Below are 19719 nucleotides of genomic sequence, written 5' to 3' on the forward strand. Positions count from 1 at the left end.
GGCACCAAAATGTTTGTGATGGGTCTTATAGGAAGGGAAATCAAAGAATATACCCTAGCCATGCCTTGGGATGTTTCCACGGCCAGCTATGCTGGAGATGCCGAAAGCCTTTCGATATCATCACAAGAAAGCACTCCTACCTCTTTGGCCTTTAGTTCAGACGGTACCAAGATATTTGTCATAGGCTATAATGGAGATAATATCAACGAATATGCCCTGACCATCGCCTGGGATGTTTCCACCGCTAGCTATGCAGGGGATACCGAACGCTTTTCGGTTGCCGCACAAGAAAGCACTCCCGTGTCTCTGGCCTTTAGTTCAGAAGGTACTAAAATGTTTGTGATGGGTAATGATGTGCAAGATATCAACGAATATACCTTGACCACTGCCTGGGATGTGTCTACGGCTAGCTATGCTGGTGATGGCGAGCGTTTTTCGGTGGCAGCACAAGAATCCGAAGCTCGATCTCTGGCTTTTATTGGTGATGGTACCAAAATGTTTGTGGTGGGAGTTGCGGGAGATGATATCAACGAATATAACCTAACCACCTCCTGGGACGTGTCCACTGCTACTTACGCTGGAAATGTAGAGCGCCTTTCGGTGTTAAGCCAACCTGTATCATTGGCCTTTAGTGCGGATGGCACTCAAATGTATGTAATGAATATAAACTCAAGGAATATTAACCAATACTCGCTTGCAGCCCCTGTAATTACTCAAGCGGTGGCGAATCAGGCCATAAATGATAATGAGACCATTAGCCTATTTGCAGCCATCACCGTGGCAGACCCTAATGGAGACAATGTCTCCGCCACCATTACTTTAGATGACAATGCCAAAGGTGCTTTAACCGGAACAGGCCTTGCCGGAACAGGCCCCTACACCTTGACCAGTACCGATGCGGCCAGTTTGCAGGCAAGTCTCCATGCATTGGTATTTAATCCGGCAGATAACCGGGTGGCTTTTGGAAATACTGAAACTACCACCTTTACTTTGGCCATTAGTGATGGCTCATTTAGCGATACCGACAGCAGGACAACAGTGGTGGCAAGCCCCATAGCGCCTACCATTGTTTGGAGTAGTCTGGCGAGTTCGCCAACCAATGTTTTTACTATTACAGCCACTTTTAGTGAACCTGTTACAGGGTTTACCATAGGAGACCTGACAGTGGGTAATGGAACAGCTAGTGATTTTGTAGCCATCAGTACCAGTGTTTATACTGCTACAATAACACCTGCTGCCGATGGAACCGTAACTGTTGATGCAGCAGCAGGTGTTGCTCAGGATCCTGGTGGAGTAGACAATATTGCAGCCTCCCAGTTTAGTATTACTGCAGACGTAGCAGTTCCTGCAATCACCATTTCCAGCCCTGTAGCTGACCCAACCAATGTTGCATTTACAGCCACTTTCACCTTCTCTGAAGAGGTTGCTGGTTTTGATGTTGCCGACATCACCGTGGGCAATGGAACGGCAGAAAGTTTTACATTCACGAATGCTTCGGTATACACCGCTGAAATTACCCCAACAACTGATGGAACCGTTACTGTTGATGTAGCGGCCAACGTGGCCCAGGATGCGGCCACCAATGGCAACACCGCCGCTACCCAGTTCAGCCTGGAAGCAGATTTTATTGCTCCAACTGTAACGATTACCAGCCCGGCAGCTGACCCAACCAACGGTGCATTTGCAGCCACTTTCACTTTCTCCGAAGATGTTACTGGTTTTGATGTTGCCGACCTTAATGTAGGCAATGGAACGGCAGGAAGTTTTGCTGCCACGGGCGCCTCAGTATATACAGCTGAAATTACCCCATCGGCTGACGGAACAGTGACCATTGATGTGCGGGCCAATGTGGCGCAAGATGCTGCTACCAATGGCAATACAGCAGCTGCTCATTTTAGTGTGGCGGCAGATTTAACTGCTCCAACCCTAACGATCACAAGCCCTATAGCGAACCCAACCAATGGTGCCTTTACAGCTACCTTCACTTTCTCTGAAGATGTCACTGGGTTTGATGTTGCTGACATTAATGTAGGCAATGGAACCGCTGGAAGTTTTGCAGCCACTAGTGCTTCGGTATACACCGCTGAAATTACCCCAACAACTGATGGAACCGTTACGGTTGATGTAGCGGCCAACATAGCTCAAGATGCCGCAACCAATGGCAATACAGTGGCCACGCAGTTTAGTGTAGAAGCAGATTTTACTGCTCCAACCATAACAGTCACAAGTCTGGTAGCAAATCCTGCCATGGGAGCATTTACAGCCACTTTCACTTTCTCCGAAGATGTCACAGGCTTTGAGCTAATGGACATCACCGTGAGCAACGGAACGGCAGGAAATTTTGCAGTAATTAGTTCCTCTGTATACACCGCTGAAATTACCCCAACGGCTGATGGAACCATAACCATTGATGTAGCAGCCAACGCAGCAGAAGATGCCGCTATTAATGGCAATCAGGCCGCTGCACGATTTAGCATGCTATTTGATGGTACAAACCCAACGGTAACAATAACCAGTAGCTTAAGTGTTTCAACGAAAGTGAATCCCATTCCCGTGACCATCACCTTTAACGAAGAAGTAACGGATTTCACAGTGAGTGATATAGCTATTGGGAATGGTAGTGTTGCAAATTTTTCAACTTCTGATAATATCGTTTTCACGGCTAATATTATTCCTGTCACTGATGGAGATATAACAGTTGATATTGCCTATGCAACCGCTCAGGATCTTGCTGGAAATAGCAATACAGCTGCCACAACTTTCAGCATCGCTTATGATAGCCAGATTGACCAGATCATCTGTCAGAACATCACCGTAGAGCTCGATGCTAACGGAACGGCTCCCCTTCAAGTGGACCAGATTGACAATGGTTCGTTAGACAGCTTTGGCATTGCCTCCCGCTCTATAAACATCACTTCTTTTAATTGTAGTGATGTGGGTGATAACAATGTCACCCTTACCATCACCGATAACAATGGTAATCTAGGTACTTGTGAGGCTGTAGTTACTGTAGAAGATGCTATGGTCCCTACGGTTCTTACTCAAGATATTACTGTGGCACTGGATGTCAACGGCCAGGCCTCCGTTACTCCAGCTGATATTGATAATGGCAGCACGGACAATTGCGGAATAGCTACGCTGGTATTGGATGTGTCTTCTTTTGATATCCCTACCACAGAATCCACGACCGTAACACTAACCGTTACTGATGTTAATGGCAATAGTGCCGCTGCCACCGCCATAGTCACATTTAGTAAGGTGGCTCAAAGCATTGTATTTGATCCAATAGCAGATAAAAAAGTAGGGCAGGATCCCGTAGTACTTGAAGCTACCGGAGGTGGATCAGGATTGCCTGTAACCTTTTCGATAGTAACGGAACCCTCATCGGGAGTAGCTTCACTAGTTAATGGCGCCATCATTATAGAGGGTACCGGTTCGATAGTCGTTACTGCCAGTCAGGCGGGCAATGACATTTTTCAGGCAGCAGAAGAGGTATCCCAATCCTTTGCCATTTTGTCCAGCGAATTGTTTCTACCCACCCTATTCACACCCAATAATGACCAAGCCAACGATCGCTTCATTTTACGTGGCGGAGGAAGCGTAGCCAACATTGAGCTTCAAATATTTGATCGGGAAGGTAATCCTGTATTTAACTCACAAAGCACCACGGAGCTTTTCCAGTCCGGATGGGATGGAACAAATGAGGGCAAAGAACAACCGCAAGGGGCTTATGTCTGGGTAATCAAAGGTACTTTTCAGGATGGCAGCACGCTATTAATCAATGGCAAGGATACTGGTATTATCAGGCTAGCACGGTAAACAAATGAAAGTTGTAAGGTTGAAAACGGGAAATTCTAAGAATACCTATAAAAAATACTTCAAGCGAGAAGCATTGAATCAATTTTGTTTTCCCTTACCGATGAGATATCAGTTTCACAAATTCATCCCACCCGAAAAATACAGATTGATCCATTGTCCTTGATGCTGAGATAGTCGTGACGTGAGTCCTCTTCCCTTATTTTTCCTACCTTAGCTCCCGAAACTTTTCATTTGGTTCCTTGTTGTAAGGAAAACGAATCGACCATTGACCAACCCCATCACCATTATCGTCGGCACCAACAGGGAGCCCGCCAACTCCAGGCACATTGCCCAGCAGTATCTGGAGATACTTGCCTCCAAAGGTGCATTGGCATCCATCATCGATCTTGCTGGCCTGCCCGAAGACTTTGTATTTTCGGCTTTATACAAAAACAATGGCAAAAATGAAGCCTTTAACCGCTTCCGGAAGCAAATGAAGGAGTCGCAGAAGTTTGTGTTCCTGGTGCCGGAATACAACGGCTCTTACCCTGGGGTGCTTAAAGCCTTTATTGACGGCATGGAGTACCCTGGCACCTTCAGAGGGAAAAAGGCGGCCCTGGTTGGCCTCAGCTCCGGCGGACAGGGTGGCGGACTGGCTGTGTCACACTTCACCGATGTGCTCAACTACTGTGGCACTCATGTGCTGGCGTTTAAACCTAAGATGCCGTTTATAGAAAAGCACCTGGAAGGGCAGAAGATAACGAATAATGTTTACCTGAGGGACCTGGAACTGCAGGCCGAACAGTTGATTGGGTTTTGAGGGGCTTGGTTGCAAAGGGCTACACCCTTTGCAGCTTGCTTGCGCCCTTTCAGGGCTTGACATGCACTTGGATTCTTCACACAATCGGGAATAAGGCAAGCATCCTCCCAATTACCGAAGAAGGGTTCTGTATCATGAAATCTGTAGAAAAATCGCCGTGCTCAGCCCCGACAAAGTCGGGGCATGAGACAGCTCACAAAAGTTAGACAGGAATAAAACCTTTGCAATTATTAACTGTAAAACAAAAAAACTAGTCCACGTTATCGTGCAGGAAGCGATTGTTGCCCAATATCTGATTGTCGTCATTCAGATTGAACTTCGAAATCTTCCTTTCAGATGAATGGGGTACATCCTGCAGTTTAACTTTCTTCCTCATGTAAGCCGGCACTTCCAGCTTCTCTTTGAAAGAATCACTATCCAAAGTAGATGGGCTCTTCAGGTTAGCGAGCTTGCGCTCTCTTTCCCTTGCCTGCTCCATCAGCTCTATTTTCTTACTCATTTGATGGGCTGAACCTTCCAGCTCCTCAAGAAAGGCATCGCCCGGGTCAAGGTCGCTGCCTTCCACTACCTCGTACTCTTCTCCGAATTCGAACAGCCCTTTATCATCGTCGTCCTTCTTCTTAGGAGTTGACGGAGGAGTGTCCTTCTTCTTGAAGTCAAAAACATAAGACCTTTCTTCGGCTTCAGCTTCGTCCTCTTGTCTTATTTCATCTTTCAGCTTCTTGATGACCGGTTCGGTGATTGGCCTTTCAGGCTTTTTAGGTTGCTGCTCAAAAAGGTTAATCTGTTTGGCTCTCTCCAGATCGTGTATTTTTTTCTCTGACTTCTCCTCAAGTATTTTTGAAATAGACGCCTGGTCAAAGCCTGTGGCAATGATGGTGACCCTGATGCAGTCGCCCAGCTCAGGGTCGACACCGTGGCCAAAGATCACTTCAGCGTCGTCGCCGGCGGCTTCCTGCATGTATTCGGTAATGGCAGTTAACTCATCCATTTGCAGCTCAGCCTGCTCGCCAGAAATGATGGAAAGCAAAATCTTCTGTGCACCAAGAATATTGGTATTGTTGAGCAGCGGCGACGAAATGGCTTCCTCAGCCGCACGAATAGCTCGGTTGTCGCCACTGGTCACAGCCGACCCCATAACAGCGGCTCCACTGTTCTTCATCACCGTCTTCACATCTTCAAAATCGACGTTCACATAGCCCGGCACAGTGATAATTTCCGCAATGCCTTTGGCAGCAGTGGTCAACACATTGTCGGCTTTGGAGAAAGCTTCAGAAATGGACTGATTGCCGTAAATCTCCCTCAGCTTGTCGTTGAGGATCACCAGTACGGTGTCGCAGTTCTCCTTCAGCGCTCTGATTCCCTCTTCAGCTTGCTGCGTCTTCTTTTTGCCTTCGAAAGCAAAGGGAGCCGTGACGATACCTACAGTGAGGATGTCCAGTTCACGGGCCACTTTGGCGATAACGGGAGCCGCACCAGTGCCTGTGCCACCGCCCATGCCTGCGGTGATAAATATCATGCGGGTGTCCTCACTCAAGAGCTCCCGAATATCTTCTTTACTCTCCAGCGCTGCGTTCTTTCCCTTTTCGGGGTTAGCACCTGCTCCAAGACCACTGGTCAGGTTGGCACCTATTTGCAGCTTGATGGGTACAGGACTGCTATTGAGCGCCTGAGAGTCGGTATTACAAATGACGAACTCGACGTCTTTGATACCCTGGTTAAACATGTGGTTGACAGCGTTGCTGCCACCGCCCCCAACGCCGATCACCTTAATGATCGACTTATGATGCTGGGGTAGATCGAACTTGTATGCGTTTCCTGTCATAACTATAGAAGTTGAGGTGTAGTCCTTTTGTCAGATGGCCCAAAGAAGCCCTCCGAAAAAAGCGACCTATTCCATTTTATCGTCAAAATCATCAATCAACATTTTCTTTGTCTTCTCCAGCATATTGTTGAAGAAGTTCTTTGGTACAGTCAAGTCCTTGCGGCTAATTGACTTCCCTTGCACCGGCTTGTGCAACGATTTCTCATTGTACCGGTTTTCACGCTCATCGAGGGCCCGGAAGCCACTCAACACCAAACCCACTGTGGTAGCATACATGGGGCTTTTCACTGTTTCCAGCTTGCCTTTGCCGAGGTGCTCGTTAGGATAACCTATTCTGCTATCCATGCCCGACATGTATTCAAATAACTGCTGCACACATGCCAGCTGGCTACCACCACCGGTAACCACAATGCCCCCTGCCAGCTTGTGCTGGAAGCCTGAGGTAATGATTTCGGTGTGCACCATTTCTATGATCTCTTCCATGCGGGCTTCGATCACATGCGCCAGGTTCTTCACAGAAATTTCCTTGGGAGCACGGTTTCTAAGGCCGGGAATTGAGATAATCTCATTAGGGTTTGCCTCTTCAGCGATGGCTTTTCCAAACTTGGTTTTCAATAGCTCAGCCTGGTGTTCCATCACCATGCAGCCCTGCTTGATATCGGTCGTCAGTATGTTACCGCCGAAAGGAATTACTGCCGTGTGGCGAATGATATTGTCGTAGAAAATGGCGATGTCTGTGGTACCGCCGCCTATGTCGACCAGGCAAACGCCGGCTTCTTTCTCTTCTTCGCTGAGCACTGCCAGGCTTGACGCCAGCGGCTCGAGGATGAGGTTCTCGATCTCAAGACCTGCTCTGCGCACGCACTTATTGATGTTGTTAATAGCGTTCGTCTGTGCCGTGATCACGTGGAAGTCAGCTTCGAGCTTCACACCCGACATACCTACGGGATCTTTGATACCTTCCTCATAGTCGACGATGTAGTCCTGAGGCATCACGTGGATGATCTCGCTCCCTGGTGGGATCACGATCTTGTACATGTCGTTGGTCAGGCGATTCACGTCTTCCACGGTGATCTCATCGTCGTTGGACTGACGGGTGATCGACCCATGGTGGATAGAGCTGCGGATGTGCTGACCAGCAATGCCCACATTCACCACCCGGATGTCAATACCCGACTGCTCCTCTGCTTCAGCCACGGCCTTTTCTATGGCGCTCACCGTCTTGTCGATGTTGGTCACAATGCCACGGATCACCCCGTCGGAAACGGCCTTACCCATGCCCATCACTTCGAGCTTTCCATATTCATTTTTACGGCCGACAATGGCACATATCTTGGTGGTGCCTATGTCGAGGCCAACAATAATTTTATCGTTTTGCATAGGAGTATTATTCACAGACGATTTGGTCTTTATATTTCACGTTCACTTTTTCGTAGGTATTCCAGCCTTTTTCGGGCAGGATTTTGGTATAGAAAATATGGAGTTTACTGAACTTCGTTTCAATGTCCTCCGCTTTTCCGAATTCGATATATTGCCTGGTCACCTGAGGGTAGAGTATCATTTCCCCTCTTTTGTCCATCGAAATCTCTGCTATTTGCGCTTTCCAGAACTTGCTTGCTTCCAGATAGCTCACCATTTCAAAGAGCCCTTTGCCCTGCTCGTCTTCCTCAATAGAAACTTTGTACTTTTTGGATGACGGTATTTTCACCAACACCACCCTGGCTGTGTAATTGTCCGAAAGAGGAATTACCTCCCCTGCATCGGTGATATAGGCACCAAAACCTCCGTTGTTGATGATTCTGGCAATAGGCTTTTTCTGCTTAATCTTCGCCTTTATATTGCCCCTCAAATCCCTGAACACCTCGGCCTCTTTCACAAAAGGGTGCTTCTCGATCTTCGTTTCAATATTCCTGAGGTTGATGTCACCAGCGAATGATCCCGTCAGCACTTCGTTGCCCGGAGCATTGATCAGCTTCCTGATGTCATTCTCGTGGATGAAATAATTTCCCTGGCTATAGTCGATGTCGATATAGACTTCGCTGAAAGGCTTGTCCATTTGCTTTTTGCTAACAAACCCAATCAGTACGAACAGCAGGATGGCACCTGCCACGAAATACACGCCTCTCTTTATTTTTATTTTACGCAGCATAGCTCTTCGTCTTTAAAATTTCCGCCAGCGGCTTTACCATTTTATCAATATCACCTGCTCCTATCGTGAGCAGTACTTCCGGATCGTGGCTCTTCGTCCACGCCAGTAATTCGTCCTTGCTAATCACCTGCTTCCTGGAATGCGAGATTTTGGAAGCAATCATTTCAGCATCTACCCCAGCTATGGGCTTCTCCCTTGCCGGATAAATCGGCAGCAGAATCACCTCGTCGGCCATGGAAAGGCTTTCGGCAAAACCATCAGCAAAATCCCTGGTGCGGGTGTACAAATGCGGCTGAAAAACGGCCGTTAACTCTTTGGATGGATACAACTCCCTCACCGAGCGAAGGAACTGCCGGATTTCCTCAGGGTGATGCGCATAGTCATCGATAAACACGTGGTGCTCATCTTTGAGTATACTTTCAAACCTGCGTTTAACGCCTTTGTAGCTAGCCACTCCTTGTCTGATCGCCTTCTCGTCGATACCCAGCTGAAGAGCCACACCGATGGCGGCCGTCATGTTCTCCACGTTGTGGAAGCCAGGCACCTGAAGCCTCAGATTGGTCATTTTACCTTCGGGATATACCATATCGAAGGCAAACTGACCGTCAACTACTTTCACATTTTCAGGACGGTAGTTAAATGACTCACCGTAATAATTTACAGACGCTCTGCGGGCAGGTAAAATAAGTGTTTGCTGCAGCTTACCCTGGAGGAAGATGCTTCCAGAAGGGATTACCTGCCCGGCAAAAGCGCTGTATGTTTTTATCATTTCTTCAGCAGATCCATAAATATCGAGGTGATCAGGATCTACCGATGTTATGACGGCTATGTTAGGATGTAGGCGTAAAAAGGATCTATCAAATTCATCTGCCTCTGCCACCAGAAGTGACTTAGGATCATCCGAAAGCAGCAAGTTGCTGTTGTAGTTGGCTGTGATGCCTCCGATGAAAGCTTCGACAGGCGTGCCGGCAGATTTCAGCAAATGAGCGATCATCGACGAAGTGGTAGTTTTGCCATGGGTGCCAGCCACCGCTATGGTGAACTTGCTTTTGGAAATCAGCCCAAGTACTTCAGAGCGTTTCTTGATATCGAAACCTGCCGCTTTAAAATAAGCCCACTCTGCATGATCCGCTGGAATAGCTGGGGTCAGCACCACCAGTGTCTTGGCTTTGTTGGCTTTGAAATTCTCAGGAATCAGGGAAACGTCATCTGTAAAATGGATGTCGATGCCTTCTTTCTTCAGTTCATCAGTAAGTGCCGTGGAGGTGAGGTCGTAGCCTACTACTTTTTTGCCCTGGTTGTTGAACCAGCGAGCCAAAGCACTCATGCCGATACCACCAATACCGAGGAAGTAAATATTTTCGAGATCAGCAAAAGACGATTTTTCTTCAACACCTATCAGCCTGGCTACTTCGTCCACTATTTTGTCGGTAGCGTCTGGTCTGGCCAGTGCCTTTATGTTGGCAGAAAGCACAGCTTGTCTTCCCTCATTCTTCAAAAGGGTCAACACCTCGCCTACCAAAACTTCTCTTGCTACAATATCTTTGACACACAATGCGGCATCCTTTTCCACGAGGGCCATCGCATTGCTTGTCTGATGGTCTTCTGCTACATTGGGCGAAGGCACAAAAATGACAGGCTTGCCTACCACGCAAAGCTCGGAAATAGATAACGCCCCAGCCCTTGAAATCACCACATCGGCTGCTGCATAAGCCTTGTCCATTTCTTTGATGAACTCAAGCAGCACAATGCCGGTCATGTCGAGCGTGGCAGTTTGCTGCTTCATCTGCTCGAAATAGAAACGACCACATTGCCACAGCACCTGAACGCCCGCCTTTTGGAATTCAGCCAGCCCGGCTAGCACGCTTTCGTTCAACGTCTTAGCGCCAAGGCTGCCGCCAAACACCAGCACCACGGGTTTATTGGCATCGAGACCATAGAAGGAAGCGGCTGTCGCTTTTATAATATTTCCGGCTGTAATGTCCTTTCTGATCGGGTTGCCAGTAATGGTCAGGTTCTCTTTAGGAAAGAACTTCTCCATGCCCTCGTAGGCCACACATATTTTCTGCACCCTTTTGGCCAACCACTTATTGGTGAGGCCTGCATAGGAATTCTGCTCCTGAATCAGCGATGGAATGCCTTTGGAAGTGGCAGCATACAACAAGGGCCCGCTGGCATAACCGCCTACGCCCACCACCACATCAGGCTTGAAGTCGTTGATGATTTTCCTGGATTTCCATACACTGGAAATGACCTTGAAAGGAAACATAAGGTTGCTGACAGAGAGGCTGCGCTGCAATCCACTGATCCAAAGACCAATGATCTTGAAGCCCGCTTCAGGCACCCGCTGCATTTCCATTTTCCCTTCAGCACCCACAAAGAGGATATCAGCATCGGGGAATCGCTCCCTGAAAGCAGTACCAATAGCGACTGCCGGGAAGATATGTCCCCCGGTGCCTCCTCCACTGATAATGATCCGATATGCTCCTGTCTTTGTCATATTACGCCATTGCGGCTACTTTTCTTTTTCCGTTTCCTTTCACATCGCTGGGGAACTCATCCAATTCTCCCCTGCTCACACTCAATATGATGCCTATTGAAATCCCCATAAACAGTTGGGATGTACCACCCATACTCACCAGCGGCAACGGCAGACCGGTAATTGGCCCAAGCCCCACGGCAACGCCCATATTGATGAAGGCCTGCATGACCAGCGCAAAGCTCAGGGCTGCACTCAGCAAGCCACCGTAGGCCCGCTCACTTTGCATAAACACGATCATGCCCCGGTAGAGCAGCGCCAGATAAAGCAGGATTACCGCCACTCCCCCTATCATGCCATACTCCTCGATGATAATGGCGTAGATAAAGTCAGAATACGGGTGAGGTAGAAAATTTCTTTGGTCACTCTGGCCTGGTCCTTTTCCCACAATGCCTCCACTGGCCACAGCGATGTAAGACTGCTGTGCCTGAAAGGGTAGTGACGATTCATCATCAGAAAGGAAGGACTGCACCCGGCTGATTACAGTTTGGCCCCTTTGTCCCAGGGTTAGCGCCACGGCTCCGGAGAGCGCACCAATCATAACCAGCATGGCCAGGTATTTCACTGGCACACGGCCAATGAACATCAGCAGCATGCAGGTAGCGAAGATCAATACCGCTGTGGAGAAGTTGGACATGGCGATCAGGCCACAAATGACACCACACCACAGCAGGATGGGGATCAGCGATTCCTTGAGCTCTTCTTCACTCTGCTGCCGCTTCGACAGAATGCTGGCAATGGTGACAAACAAAGCCAGCTTGGCCAAATCAGATGGCTGGAAAGCCTGGTTGATAACTGGAATGGTTAACCACCTGGAAGCCTCGTTCATCGTGTTTCCGAACAGGTAGGTGATCATCAGCAACGGCACCGACACCCATAGAGCGAGCTTTGAAAGCTTCGAATAGTACCTGTAATCAATCTTATGCGCACCCCAAATGGCCACAAGACTGAGTATGGTCAAAACAGAGTGCTTCATCAGGTAATACTCAGTATCTCCACCCATTTTTGCATAGGCGAGCGTGCCGGTGGCGCTGTACACTACCAGGATGCTGAGTACCGATAAAGCAAGCACGATAGCCCAAATGATGGGGTCGCCTTTAAGATTATTCTCTATCCATTCCTTTATCATACGCTTTGCCCCCTTCCTACATGATTCTTTAATTGGACAACTGCATCTTTGAACTGCTCACCACGGTCTTCATAGTTTCTGAACAGGTCGAAACTGGCGCAAGCCGGTGACAACAGCACCACATCACCCGGGGCCGACAAGTCTGCACCCCAGCGGGCAGCATCATTTACCGATTGTGTCTGCCTGATAGAAGCCACTTTGCCGGTGAAGTAGTCCGTCAGTTTGGTATTGTCTTTTCCCAAACAGATCAGGGCTTTCACCTTGTCTTTTACCAAAGCCTCTATCCTATCGTAATCATTGCCTTTGTCGAGGCCACCGGCTATCCACACAATGGGCGCCTCAATGCCTTCCAGGGCATAGTAGACAGAGTCTACATTGGTGGCTTTCGAATCGTTGATGAACAGCACATCGTCTATGGTCGCTACTTTCTCCAGGCGGTGAGGCGCATTCTTGAAGGTTTTGAGCGCTTTTACCACTTTTTCCATGGGAGCTTCCATGGTTAGCGTTGTCAAAACCGCCGCCATGGAATTCACCATGTTATGCTTACCGATGAGCGACACCTGATTAACAGGAATTTTGTGCGATTTTTTCTTCGACTCGATATTGAATACCAAATGGTCTTCGTCGAGGAAAGCTCCATTTTTCACATTCTCAACCAAAGAGATAGCGAAAATTGATGCCTCCACATTTCTTCTGGCGAGCTCTTCCTCAATAGGCCCCTTGTCAGCAAAGTAGATGAAGCACTCTTCATGGGTCATTTTCTCAATGATCCTGAATTTGCTATTGACATATTTCTGGAAGCTATAGTCGTACCTGTCGAGGTGGTCAGGCGTGATATTGAGCAAAATGGCCACGTCTGGCTTGAACGTATTCATTCCGTCGATCTGGAAGCTGCTCACTTCCAATACGTAGATGTCAAAATTGTCTTTGATTACCTGACGGGCAAAGCTGTGCCCCACATTGCCAGCCAGCCCCACGTTATAACCCGCCTCCTTCAGCAAATGGTAGGTAAGCAGCGTGGTGGTGGTCTTTCCGTTGGTGCCGGTAATGGCTATTGTCTTCGCCTTCGTATACCTCGAAGCGAATTCTATCTCGTCAATAATTTCAACGCCCTTTTCCCTGGCCTTCTTCACGATATCTACCTTGTCGGCAATGCCAGGGCTCTTGATAATCAGGTCAGCTTCCAGGATTTGCTTGACTGTGTGCTTCCCTTCCTCAAACTCGATGCCGGCAGCGTTCAGGTCTTTGCGATAGCGCTCCTTCAGCACGCCACCATCAGACACAAATACATTGAATCCTTTATGCTGCGCCAGCAAGGCTGCTCCCACGCCGCTTTCACCAGCACCTAAAATGACGATATTTTTCACTGCTTCCATCTTAGCGTAGTTTGAGGGTTACAAGTGAGAAAATAGCCAACAAAATGCCTATCGTCCAGAAGCGGGCTACTATCTTGGCTTCGTGGATGCCCTTCTTCTGATAATGATGATGCAAAGGAGACATCAGGAAAACTCTCTTTCCTTCTCCGAATTTCTTTTTGGTATACTTGAAATAGCTAACCTGAATAACCACCGATAGGTTTTCCACTACGAAAATGCCACACATGAAAGGGATCAGCAGCTCTTTTCTCACGATGATGGCCAACACAGCTATGATGCCACCAAGGCTCAGGCTGCCTGTGTCGCCCATGAATACCTGTGCGGGATAGGCATTGTACCACAAAAAGCCGATGCAAGCTCCCACCAGGGCTGTACAGAAAATTACCAGCTCGCCTGAGTTGGGAATGAACATCACATTCAGGTACTGAGAAAAGGTGACGTTGCCGGAAACGTAAGCGAAAATGGCAAGGGTGAGGGCGATGATAGCAGACGTGCCAGCTGCAAGACCGTCGACACCATCGGTGATGTTGGCACCGTTGGAAACGGACGTGAAGATAAACACCACTAACAGCACATAAAGCACCCAATCGAACTGCCCAAGGAGGCCGAACAATACGTGGTAGTCCAGCTCATTGTCCTTGATAAAAGGGATCGTCGTTATCAATGCCTTCACATCGTTGAACGATGAAATAATTTGACCATTCACTGATTTGTAGGTGAACTCACGAACAGTCACATCGTCGTTAAACACCAAAACCAAGCCTACAAGCAGGCCTACGCTTACCTGACCGATGATTTTGAATTTTCCGGCCAGTCCGTCTTTGTTTTTCTTTTTAAGCTTGAGGTAGTCGTCCAAAAAGCCGATGGACCCCATGCTGATGGCTGTGACCAGCATGAGTATGATGTAAATATTTTCCAGTTGAGCGAACAGCAACGTGGGAATAACGATGGCCATGATGATGATGATGCCCCCCATGGTTGGCGTGCCTTTCTTCTCCATTTGACCCTGCAGGCCCAGGTCTCTGATTTCTTCGCCCAGTTGGTATTTGCGAAGCATGCCGATAAGATACTTGCCAAAAGTGACCGTGATTAGCAGAGAAATGAGCGCAGCCATGCCAGCCCTGAAGGAAATGAAGCGAAAAACGCTTGCACCCATCAGGTTGAACTCACTCTCCAGATAATCAAACAAGTAATACAGCATACTTGGTTATTCACTAAAAGCTTTTAAAACTTCGGTCACTACTTTTTTATCGTCAAAAGGGTGCTTCACGCCCTGAATCTCCTGGTAGGTTTCATGCCCTTTGCCCGCCACCAGCACAATGTCTCCCGGATGTGAGATGCTAATCGCTGTTTTGATAGCCTCTTTCCGGTCTGGCACGACCAGCGTTTTTCGGTAGTTGCTTGGGCCTACACCCGTTTGCATATCTTTGATGATCTCCATGGGATCCTCAAACCTTGGATTGTCTGATGTCAGGATCACCTTGTCGCTCAGCTGGCAGGAAATGGCAGCCATGAGCGGCCGTTTGGTCTTGTCACGGTTGCCACCGCAGCCTACCACCGTTACCACGGTTTCGTTACCCGTGCGAAAGCTCTTGATTGTCTTTAGCACATTCTCGAGCGCATCGGGTGTGTGGGCATAGTCCACAATCGCCACAATCCCACTGGTGGAAGGCACCAGTTGGAACCTGCCTCTCGCCGGATCCACATCAGAGAGTTGTGTGAGCACTTCCTCCGTCGGCTCATCGAGCAATACGGCCGTTCCATAAACAGCCAGCAGGTTGTAGGCATTGAAGTCGCCTACGAGCTTGAACCAAACATCTATATTGTCGATTTGGAGCTCAAGACCCTGAATGGAATTGCTCAAAACCTTTGCTCTGAAGTCACTCATGTGCTTCAGTGAGTAGCTCTTCTTTACGGCCTTTGTGTTTTGGAGCATGATAGCTCCCCGCTTATCGTCTTCATTTACCAGGGCAAATGCCGACGACGGAAGCCCATCAAACAGCATTTTCTTGGCCTTGATGTACTCGTCAAAGGTGCCGTGGTAGTCGAGGTGGTCGTGGCTGATATTGGTAAACACCGCACCTGCAAACTGCAACCCGGCAACCCTGTGTTGCACAATGGCATGAGAGCTGGCTTCCATGAAGCAGTGTGTGCAGCCCTGGTCGGCCATTTCTTTCAACAACCTGTTCAGCGCAATGGCGTCAGGCGTTGTGTGTGTAGCCGGCAGTACTTCTTCACCGATCTTGTTTTCTACAGTAGATAGCAGCCCCGATTTGTAGCCCAGCTTGCCAAACAATTGGTGAAGCAGGGTGACTGTCGTCGTTTTGCCGTTGGTGCCTGTAACGGCCACCAGCTTGAGCCTGGAAGACGGGTTGCCGTAAAAATTGGAGGCGATAAACCCCAATGCCCTGGCCGAGTTGTCGACCTTCACATAAGTAACTGTGTCGAGCAGCTTCGCTGGCAGGTCTTCACAAACCACCACGCTGGCTCCTTTGGCTATCGCCTGATCTATATATTGATGACCATCAGTTTGGGTTCCACGAACAGCAATAAATAAGCAGCCCTGCTTCGACTCTCTTGAGTCGAAGCAGATGCCGCCTAAGTCAGTATTCATATCACCTGCAACTGAGATTAGGTTAGTCTTGTATAATATGTCTTTTAACAGGGCCATTTAGCCTAGTTTAATTTTAATTTCACTTCCTTCCGAAACCCTTGTTCCGGCCATTCTCGACTGGCTCTCCACTCTCCCATCACCTTCTATCCGCACCTTGAGGCCCGCATTCTCCAAAACAAAGAGGGCGTCTCTCAAAGTCATTCCGGCTACATCAGGCACCAGGCCTTCTTTCACCTTGTTGGCCGTCCAGCCAATGCTCTTGCCCACAAGTCTCGTTTTCACCCATTCTTCGTCGTCGGCCATTTCATGGTTCGAAACGCCAAATTCATTGCAGATCATCGACAGTTCAGGCAGAAACCCAGCCCTTACCACAGGAAACACTTCCGTTTGATAGGCAACAGCGGGCTGGTACTCTTTGTGCACATCAATATCCTGCGAGTAGATTTTGTCAGCAATTTCCTTGAACACGGGCGCCGCCACATCACTACCATAAATCCGGTAGTTTTTCGGGTTGTCAATCACTACGATGCAGCTGTACTTAGGCGCATCGGCCGGAAAATAGCCAGCAAACGATGCGTAGTACTGGTTGACGTATTTCCCGTTGACATACTTCTTGGCAGTGCCTGTTTTGCCGGCGATTTTATAGTGTGTTCCATTGATGTTGGAAGCGGTGCCTCTTTCCACAACCCCCTCAAGGAGCTCTCTCAAATTCGCCAGCGTTTCTTTGGAGCAAATCCTTTTATTGATGACTCTGGGTTCAAATTCCTCCACCACCTTGTCAGCCTTGCGCACCGACCTTACTATAATAGGTGTGATCATTTTTCCGTCGTTGGCTACCGCATTGAACATGGTGAGTGTTTGCAGGGGCGTAAGCTTGAGCTCATAGCCATGCGAAATCCAGGGCAATGAAATACCACTCCATGAAGAGTCGGAGGGTGATTTTATGTAGGGCTTACCTTCACCGGCCATTTGGAAGCCAAGTGGCTGACCAACGCCCATTTCTTTTACAAAATCGATAAACTCTGATGGCTTCTTCCCGAAGTGTTCTACTACAAGCTTGGCAATACCAATATTGGAAGAAGATTCGAACACCTGCTTCACGGTAATGGTGCCGTAGCCGCCAGGCTTATGATCCTTCATTACCTGATTGTAAAACTTATACTCGCCGTTGCCTGTCTGCACAGTATCGGTCAGCTTCAAGTCGGTTTCTTCCAGCAGCGCCATCATTGAGGCCAGCTTAAAAGTAGAACCCGGTTCCACAGCCCCCTGGCTGCCTACGGCATAGTTGTAGCGCTCCCAATAGTTGCCTTCAGGGTTCTTGCTGAGGTTCGACATGGCTTTTATCTCGCCTGTTTTCACCTCCATCAACACCACGCTGCCATAGTCGGCATTGTGGTCGGTCAATGCAGCTAAAAGTGCGGATTCAGCTACGTCCTGCAAATTGACATCTATGGTTGTTTCAATATCCAGCCCATCTTTGGCCTTTACTTCAGTGCCGTCGAATACCGGCCGCCAGCTGCCTGCCATCTTCTGGAAAAGTGCTTTCCCATCAACGCCACCGAGTTGGTTATTGAAGCTGTACTCCAAACCAACAGTCCCTTTTTCGGTTTCATCCACACTACCGATGGTTCTGTAGCCCAGGGTAGAAAATGGATGGTATCTCTTTTCCACTTTTTCAAAAATGATCCCACCCTTGTTTCTTCCTTCCCGGAAAATAGGCCACTCCTGAATTTTCTTTTTTTGCTGATAGTTGATCTCAGCCCGACTCAGCAGGAGGTATTGCCGCTTGTCCTTTCTGGCTTCGAGTATTCTGCGGCGGTATTCCTTCGCAGAGTTGTCTTTGAAAGTCTTTGACAGTAAATAGGCAAGTGAGTCAAGGTTCTTCTTGAGCAATTCATCGCTTGGCTGCGAAGGATCGAAGGCCACCTTGAAAAAAGGCAGAGAGGTGGCAAGCAGGCTGCCGTTGTCGGAATAGATATTGCCTCTGGTGGCTTTCACCGGCAAATAGCGAAGGCTGATTTGCTCTGCCATCTTATTCCACTTGTCGCCCTGAATGCGCTGTAAATAGAAAATACGGTATACCACCGCTCCTGCAAAAAGAACGACCAATAAAAAGGCCACCCGGACTCTCAGCAATATGGAGCTCTTTATATTCAATCTATTCGGCGTTTATACTCATCTTCTTTTACTACTATCTTATAAGGAGGTATTCTTGTCTCCTGTAATCCTACTTTCTTCACCTTTCTGGCCACTTCCGACTGCTTGCTTGCAAACATGTATTCAGATTTCAGCGTGGTGAAGTCTGCTCTCAGGTCTTCTACTTCGGCTTCCATGTTGTCAATCTTTCTGATCATCCGGTCAGAAAAATGCCTGTTACCTATGTAGATAATGCCCATGACAGTAATGAAAAGGGCATAAGGCGTAAAACGTGCCGGAAGCGTGTCGTCCAGCACACCTTCCAGTTTGAGCCAGCGGCTAAGCACCGCAAAGGGTCCTTTGCCACCGGGCTCACTTTTACTGTTTCTTACTCTATTTTCCATTTTCCTACTACTTCTTTTCTGCTATTCTCAGCTTGGCACTTCGTGCCCGGCTGTTCCTGGCGATTTCATCGTCGCCGGCTACTATCGGCTTCCTGTTTACAGGCTCCAGCGGCCTGATCACGTTGCCATAAAAGTCTTTCTCGTCCTTCCCTTCAAAGTTGCCCTTGTTGATGAAGTTCTTGGCCAGTCTGTCTTCCAGCGAGTGGTACGACATCACCACCAGCCTTCCACCCGGCTTCAGCACTTCAGCACACTGCCCCAGCATTTCCTCCAACACCTCCATCTCCTCGTTCACTTCCAGCCTGATGGCCTGAAACAGCTGAGCGAAAAACTTCGCTTCCTTGCCTCTGGGGGCGAACCTGGCTACTGCCTCCTTCAACTGCTCTATCGTCTCCAGGGGCTTGTTCACCCTGTAGGCCGTAATGGCCCTTGCTATCTTCATGGGCTGGTTCAGCTCTCCGTACATGCCGAAGATTTTGGCCAAATCCCTTTCTCCGTATTCATTCAGCACCTCTTTGGCCGACACCTCGCTGTTCACGTTCATGCGCATGTCGAGTGGGCCCTGAAAGCGGGTACTGAAGCCTCTTTCGGGCACGTCAATCTGGTGCGACGAAATTCCCAAATCGGCCAGAATACCATCCACCGCCGTTACGCCGTAGAACCTGAGGTACTTCTTCAGGTTGCGAAAATTGCTCGGCACAAATGTGAAAGAACGTTTGTCAAACCCTTCGGCATTGACCTTGGCATCAGCATCCTGATCAAATCCATATAAGTGTCCGGTGGTCAGCTTGTCCACTATCGCTCTCGAATGTCCGCCGCCGCCGAAAGTCACATCGACATAAATACCATCAGGTTGAATAGCCAACCCCTCCAGGCATTCTTTGAGCATCACCGGTATGTGGTAGTTTTCCTGGGCCATAGGCATGTGG

13 protein-coding genes are annotated in these 19719 nt (G+C 48.6%); 2 read left to right on the forward strand and 11 right to left on the reverse strand.

What is annotated here, in order from left to right:
• Positions 1-18 precede the first annotated feature (18 nt).
• Positions 19-3819 carry an Ig-like domain-containing protein gene (locus RT717_RS17625; protein WP_317487703.1) on the forward strand — a complete coding sequence of 1267 codons (3801 nt, stop codon included), beginning with the start codon at positions 19-21 and terminating at the stop codon, positions 3817-3819.
• A gap of 265 nt (positions 3820-4084) precedes the next feature.
• Positions 4085-4618, forward strand: coding sequence for an NADPH-dependent FMN reductase (locus RT717_RS17630; RefSeq protein ID WP_317487704.1), 534 nt, complete (start codon positions 4085-4087; stop codon positions 4616-4618).
• 250 nt (positions 4619-4868) lie between these two features.
• Here the strand turns inward: RT717_RS17630 and ftsZ are convergent, their stop codons facing one another.
• The 11 genes from ftsZ to rsmH all read right to left on the reverse strand — a co-directional run bounded on the left by ftsZ (position 4869) and on the right by rsmH (position 19709).
• A complete protein-coding gene (gene ftsZ, locus RT717_RS17635) occupies positions 4869-6443 on the reverse strand; it encodes a cell division protein FtsZ (RefSeq protein ID WP_317487705.1) in 1575 nt (524 codons plus the stop codon).
• A 66-nt stretch (positions 6444-6509) separates the two neighbouring features.
• The gene (gene ftsA / locus RT717_RS17640) at positions 6510-7823 is read right to left on the reverse strand and encodes a cell division protein FtsA (RefSeq protein ID WP_317487706.1); all 1314 of its coding nucleotides are present in this window, start codon (positions 7821-7823) and stop codon (positions 6510-6512) included.
• A gap of 7 nt (positions 7824-7830) precedes the next feature.
• A complete protein-coding gene (locus tag RT717_RS17645; RefSeq protein ID WP_317487707.1) occupies positions 7831-8592 on the reverse strand; it encodes a cell division protein FtsQ/DivIB in 762 nt (253 codons plus the stop codon).
• Positions 8582-11092, reverse strand: a complete 2511-nt coding sequence (gene murC / locus RT717_RS17650) for a UDP-N-acetylmuramate--L-alanine ligase (RefSeq protein WP_317487708.1) — start codon at positions 11090-11092, stop codon at positions 8582-8584. The genes RT717_RS17645 and murC overlap by 11 nt, the downstream gene beginning before the upstream one ends.
• Position 11093: 1 nt before the next feature.
• Positions 11094-12260, reverse strand: a complete 1167-nt coding sequence (locus RT717_RS17655; protein WP_317487709.1) for an FtsW/RodA/SpoVE family cell cycle protein — start codon at positions 12258-12260, stop codon at positions 11094-11096.
• The gene (murD, locus tag RT717_RS17660; RefSeq protein ID WP_317487710.1) at positions 12257-13636 is read right to left on the reverse strand and encodes a UDP-N-acetylmuramoyl-L-alanine--D-glutamate ligase; all 1380 of its coding nucleotides are present in this window, start codon (positions 13634-13636) and stop codon (positions 12257-12259) included. Before murD ends, RT717_RS17655 begins: the two co-directional genes overlap by 4 nt.
• Position 13637: 1 nt before the next feature.
• Positions 13638-14837, reverse strand: coding sequence for a phospho-N-acetylmuramoyl-pentapeptide-transferase (mraY, locus tag RT717_RS17665; RefSeq protein ID WP_317487711.1), 1200 nt, complete (start codon positions 14835-14837; stop codon positions 13638-13640).
• Positions 14838-14843: 6 nt separating this feature from the next.
• Positions 14844-16307: a UDP-N-acetylmuramoyl-L-alanyl-D-glutamate--2,6-diaminopimelate ligase gene (locus RT717_RS17670; RefSeq protein ID WP_317487712.1), complete on the reverse strand. Its 1464-nt coding sequence runs from the start codon at positions 16305-16307 to the stop codon at positions 14844-14846.
• Positions 16308-18407 (reverse strand): penicillin-binding protein, encoded by a 2100-nt coding sequence (locus tag RT717_RS17675; RefSeq protein ID WP_317487713.1) that lies wholly within the window; start codon positions 18405-18407, stop codon positions 16308-16310.
• Entirely contained in the window at positions 18404-18790 is a 387-nt protein-coding gene (locus RT717_RS17680) for an FtsL-like putative cell division protein (RefSeq protein WP_317487714.1), read from the reverse strand. Before RT717_RS17680 ends, RT717_RS17675 begins: the two co-directional genes overlap by 4 nt.
• A gap of 7 nt (positions 18791-18797) precedes the next feature.
• Entirely contained in the window at positions 18798-19709 is a 912-nt protein-coding gene (gene rsmH / locus RT717_RS17685; RefSeq protein ID WP_317487715.1) for a 16S rRNA (cytosine(1402)-N(4))-methyltransferase RsmH, read from the reverse strand.
• Positions 19710-19719: the final 10 nt, after the last annotated feature.

Source organism: Imperialibacter roseus (assembly GCF_032999765.1).
Taxonomy (GTDB): Bacteria; Bacteroidota; Bacteroidia; order Cytophagales; family Cyclobacteriaceae; genus Imperialibacter; species Imperialibacter roseus.

Coding starts and splice junctions, on each gene's coding strand:
- RT717_RS17680 (WP_317487714.1), bottom strand. CDS start 18,790: ATGGAAAATAGAGTAAGAAACAGTAAAAGTGAGCCCGGTGGCAAAGGA.
- murD (WP_317487710.1), bottom strand. CDS start 13,636: ATGGAAGCAGTGAAAAATATCGTCATTTTAGGTGCTGGTGAAAGCGGC.
- RT717_RS17655 (WP_317487709.1), bottom strand. CDS start 12,260: ATGATAAAGGAATGGATAGAGAATAATCTTAAAGGCGACCCCATCATT.
- ftsZ (WP_317487705.1), bottom strand. CDS start 6,443: ATGACAGGAAACGCATACAAGTTCGATCTACCCCAGCATCATAAGTCG.
- rsmH (WP_317487715.1), bottom strand. CDS start 19,709: ATGGCCCAGGAAAACTACCACATACCGGTGATGCTCAAAGAATGCCTG.
- mraY (WP_317487711.1), bottom strand. CDS start 14,837: ATGCTGTATTACTTGTTTGATTATCTGGAGAGTGAGTTCAACCTGATG.
- ftsA (WP_317487706.1), bottom strand. CDS start 7,823: ATGCAAAACGATAAAATTATTGTTGGCCTCGACATAGGCACCACCAAG.
- RT717_RS17625 (WP_317487703.1), top strand. CDS start 19: ATGGGTCTTATAGGAAGGGAAATCAAAGAATATACCCTAGCCATGCCT.
- RT717_RS17670 (WP_317487712.1), bottom strand. CDS start 16,307: ATGGCCCTGTTAAAAGACATATTATACAAGACTAACCTAATCTCAGTT.
- RT717_RS17645 (WP_317487707.1), bottom strand. CDS start 8,592: ATGCTGCGTAAAATAAAAATAAAGAGAGGCGTGTATTTCGTGGCAGGT.
- murC (WP_317487708.1), bottom strand. CDS start 11,092: ATGACAAAGACAGGAGCATATCGGATCATTATCAGTGGAGGAGGCACC.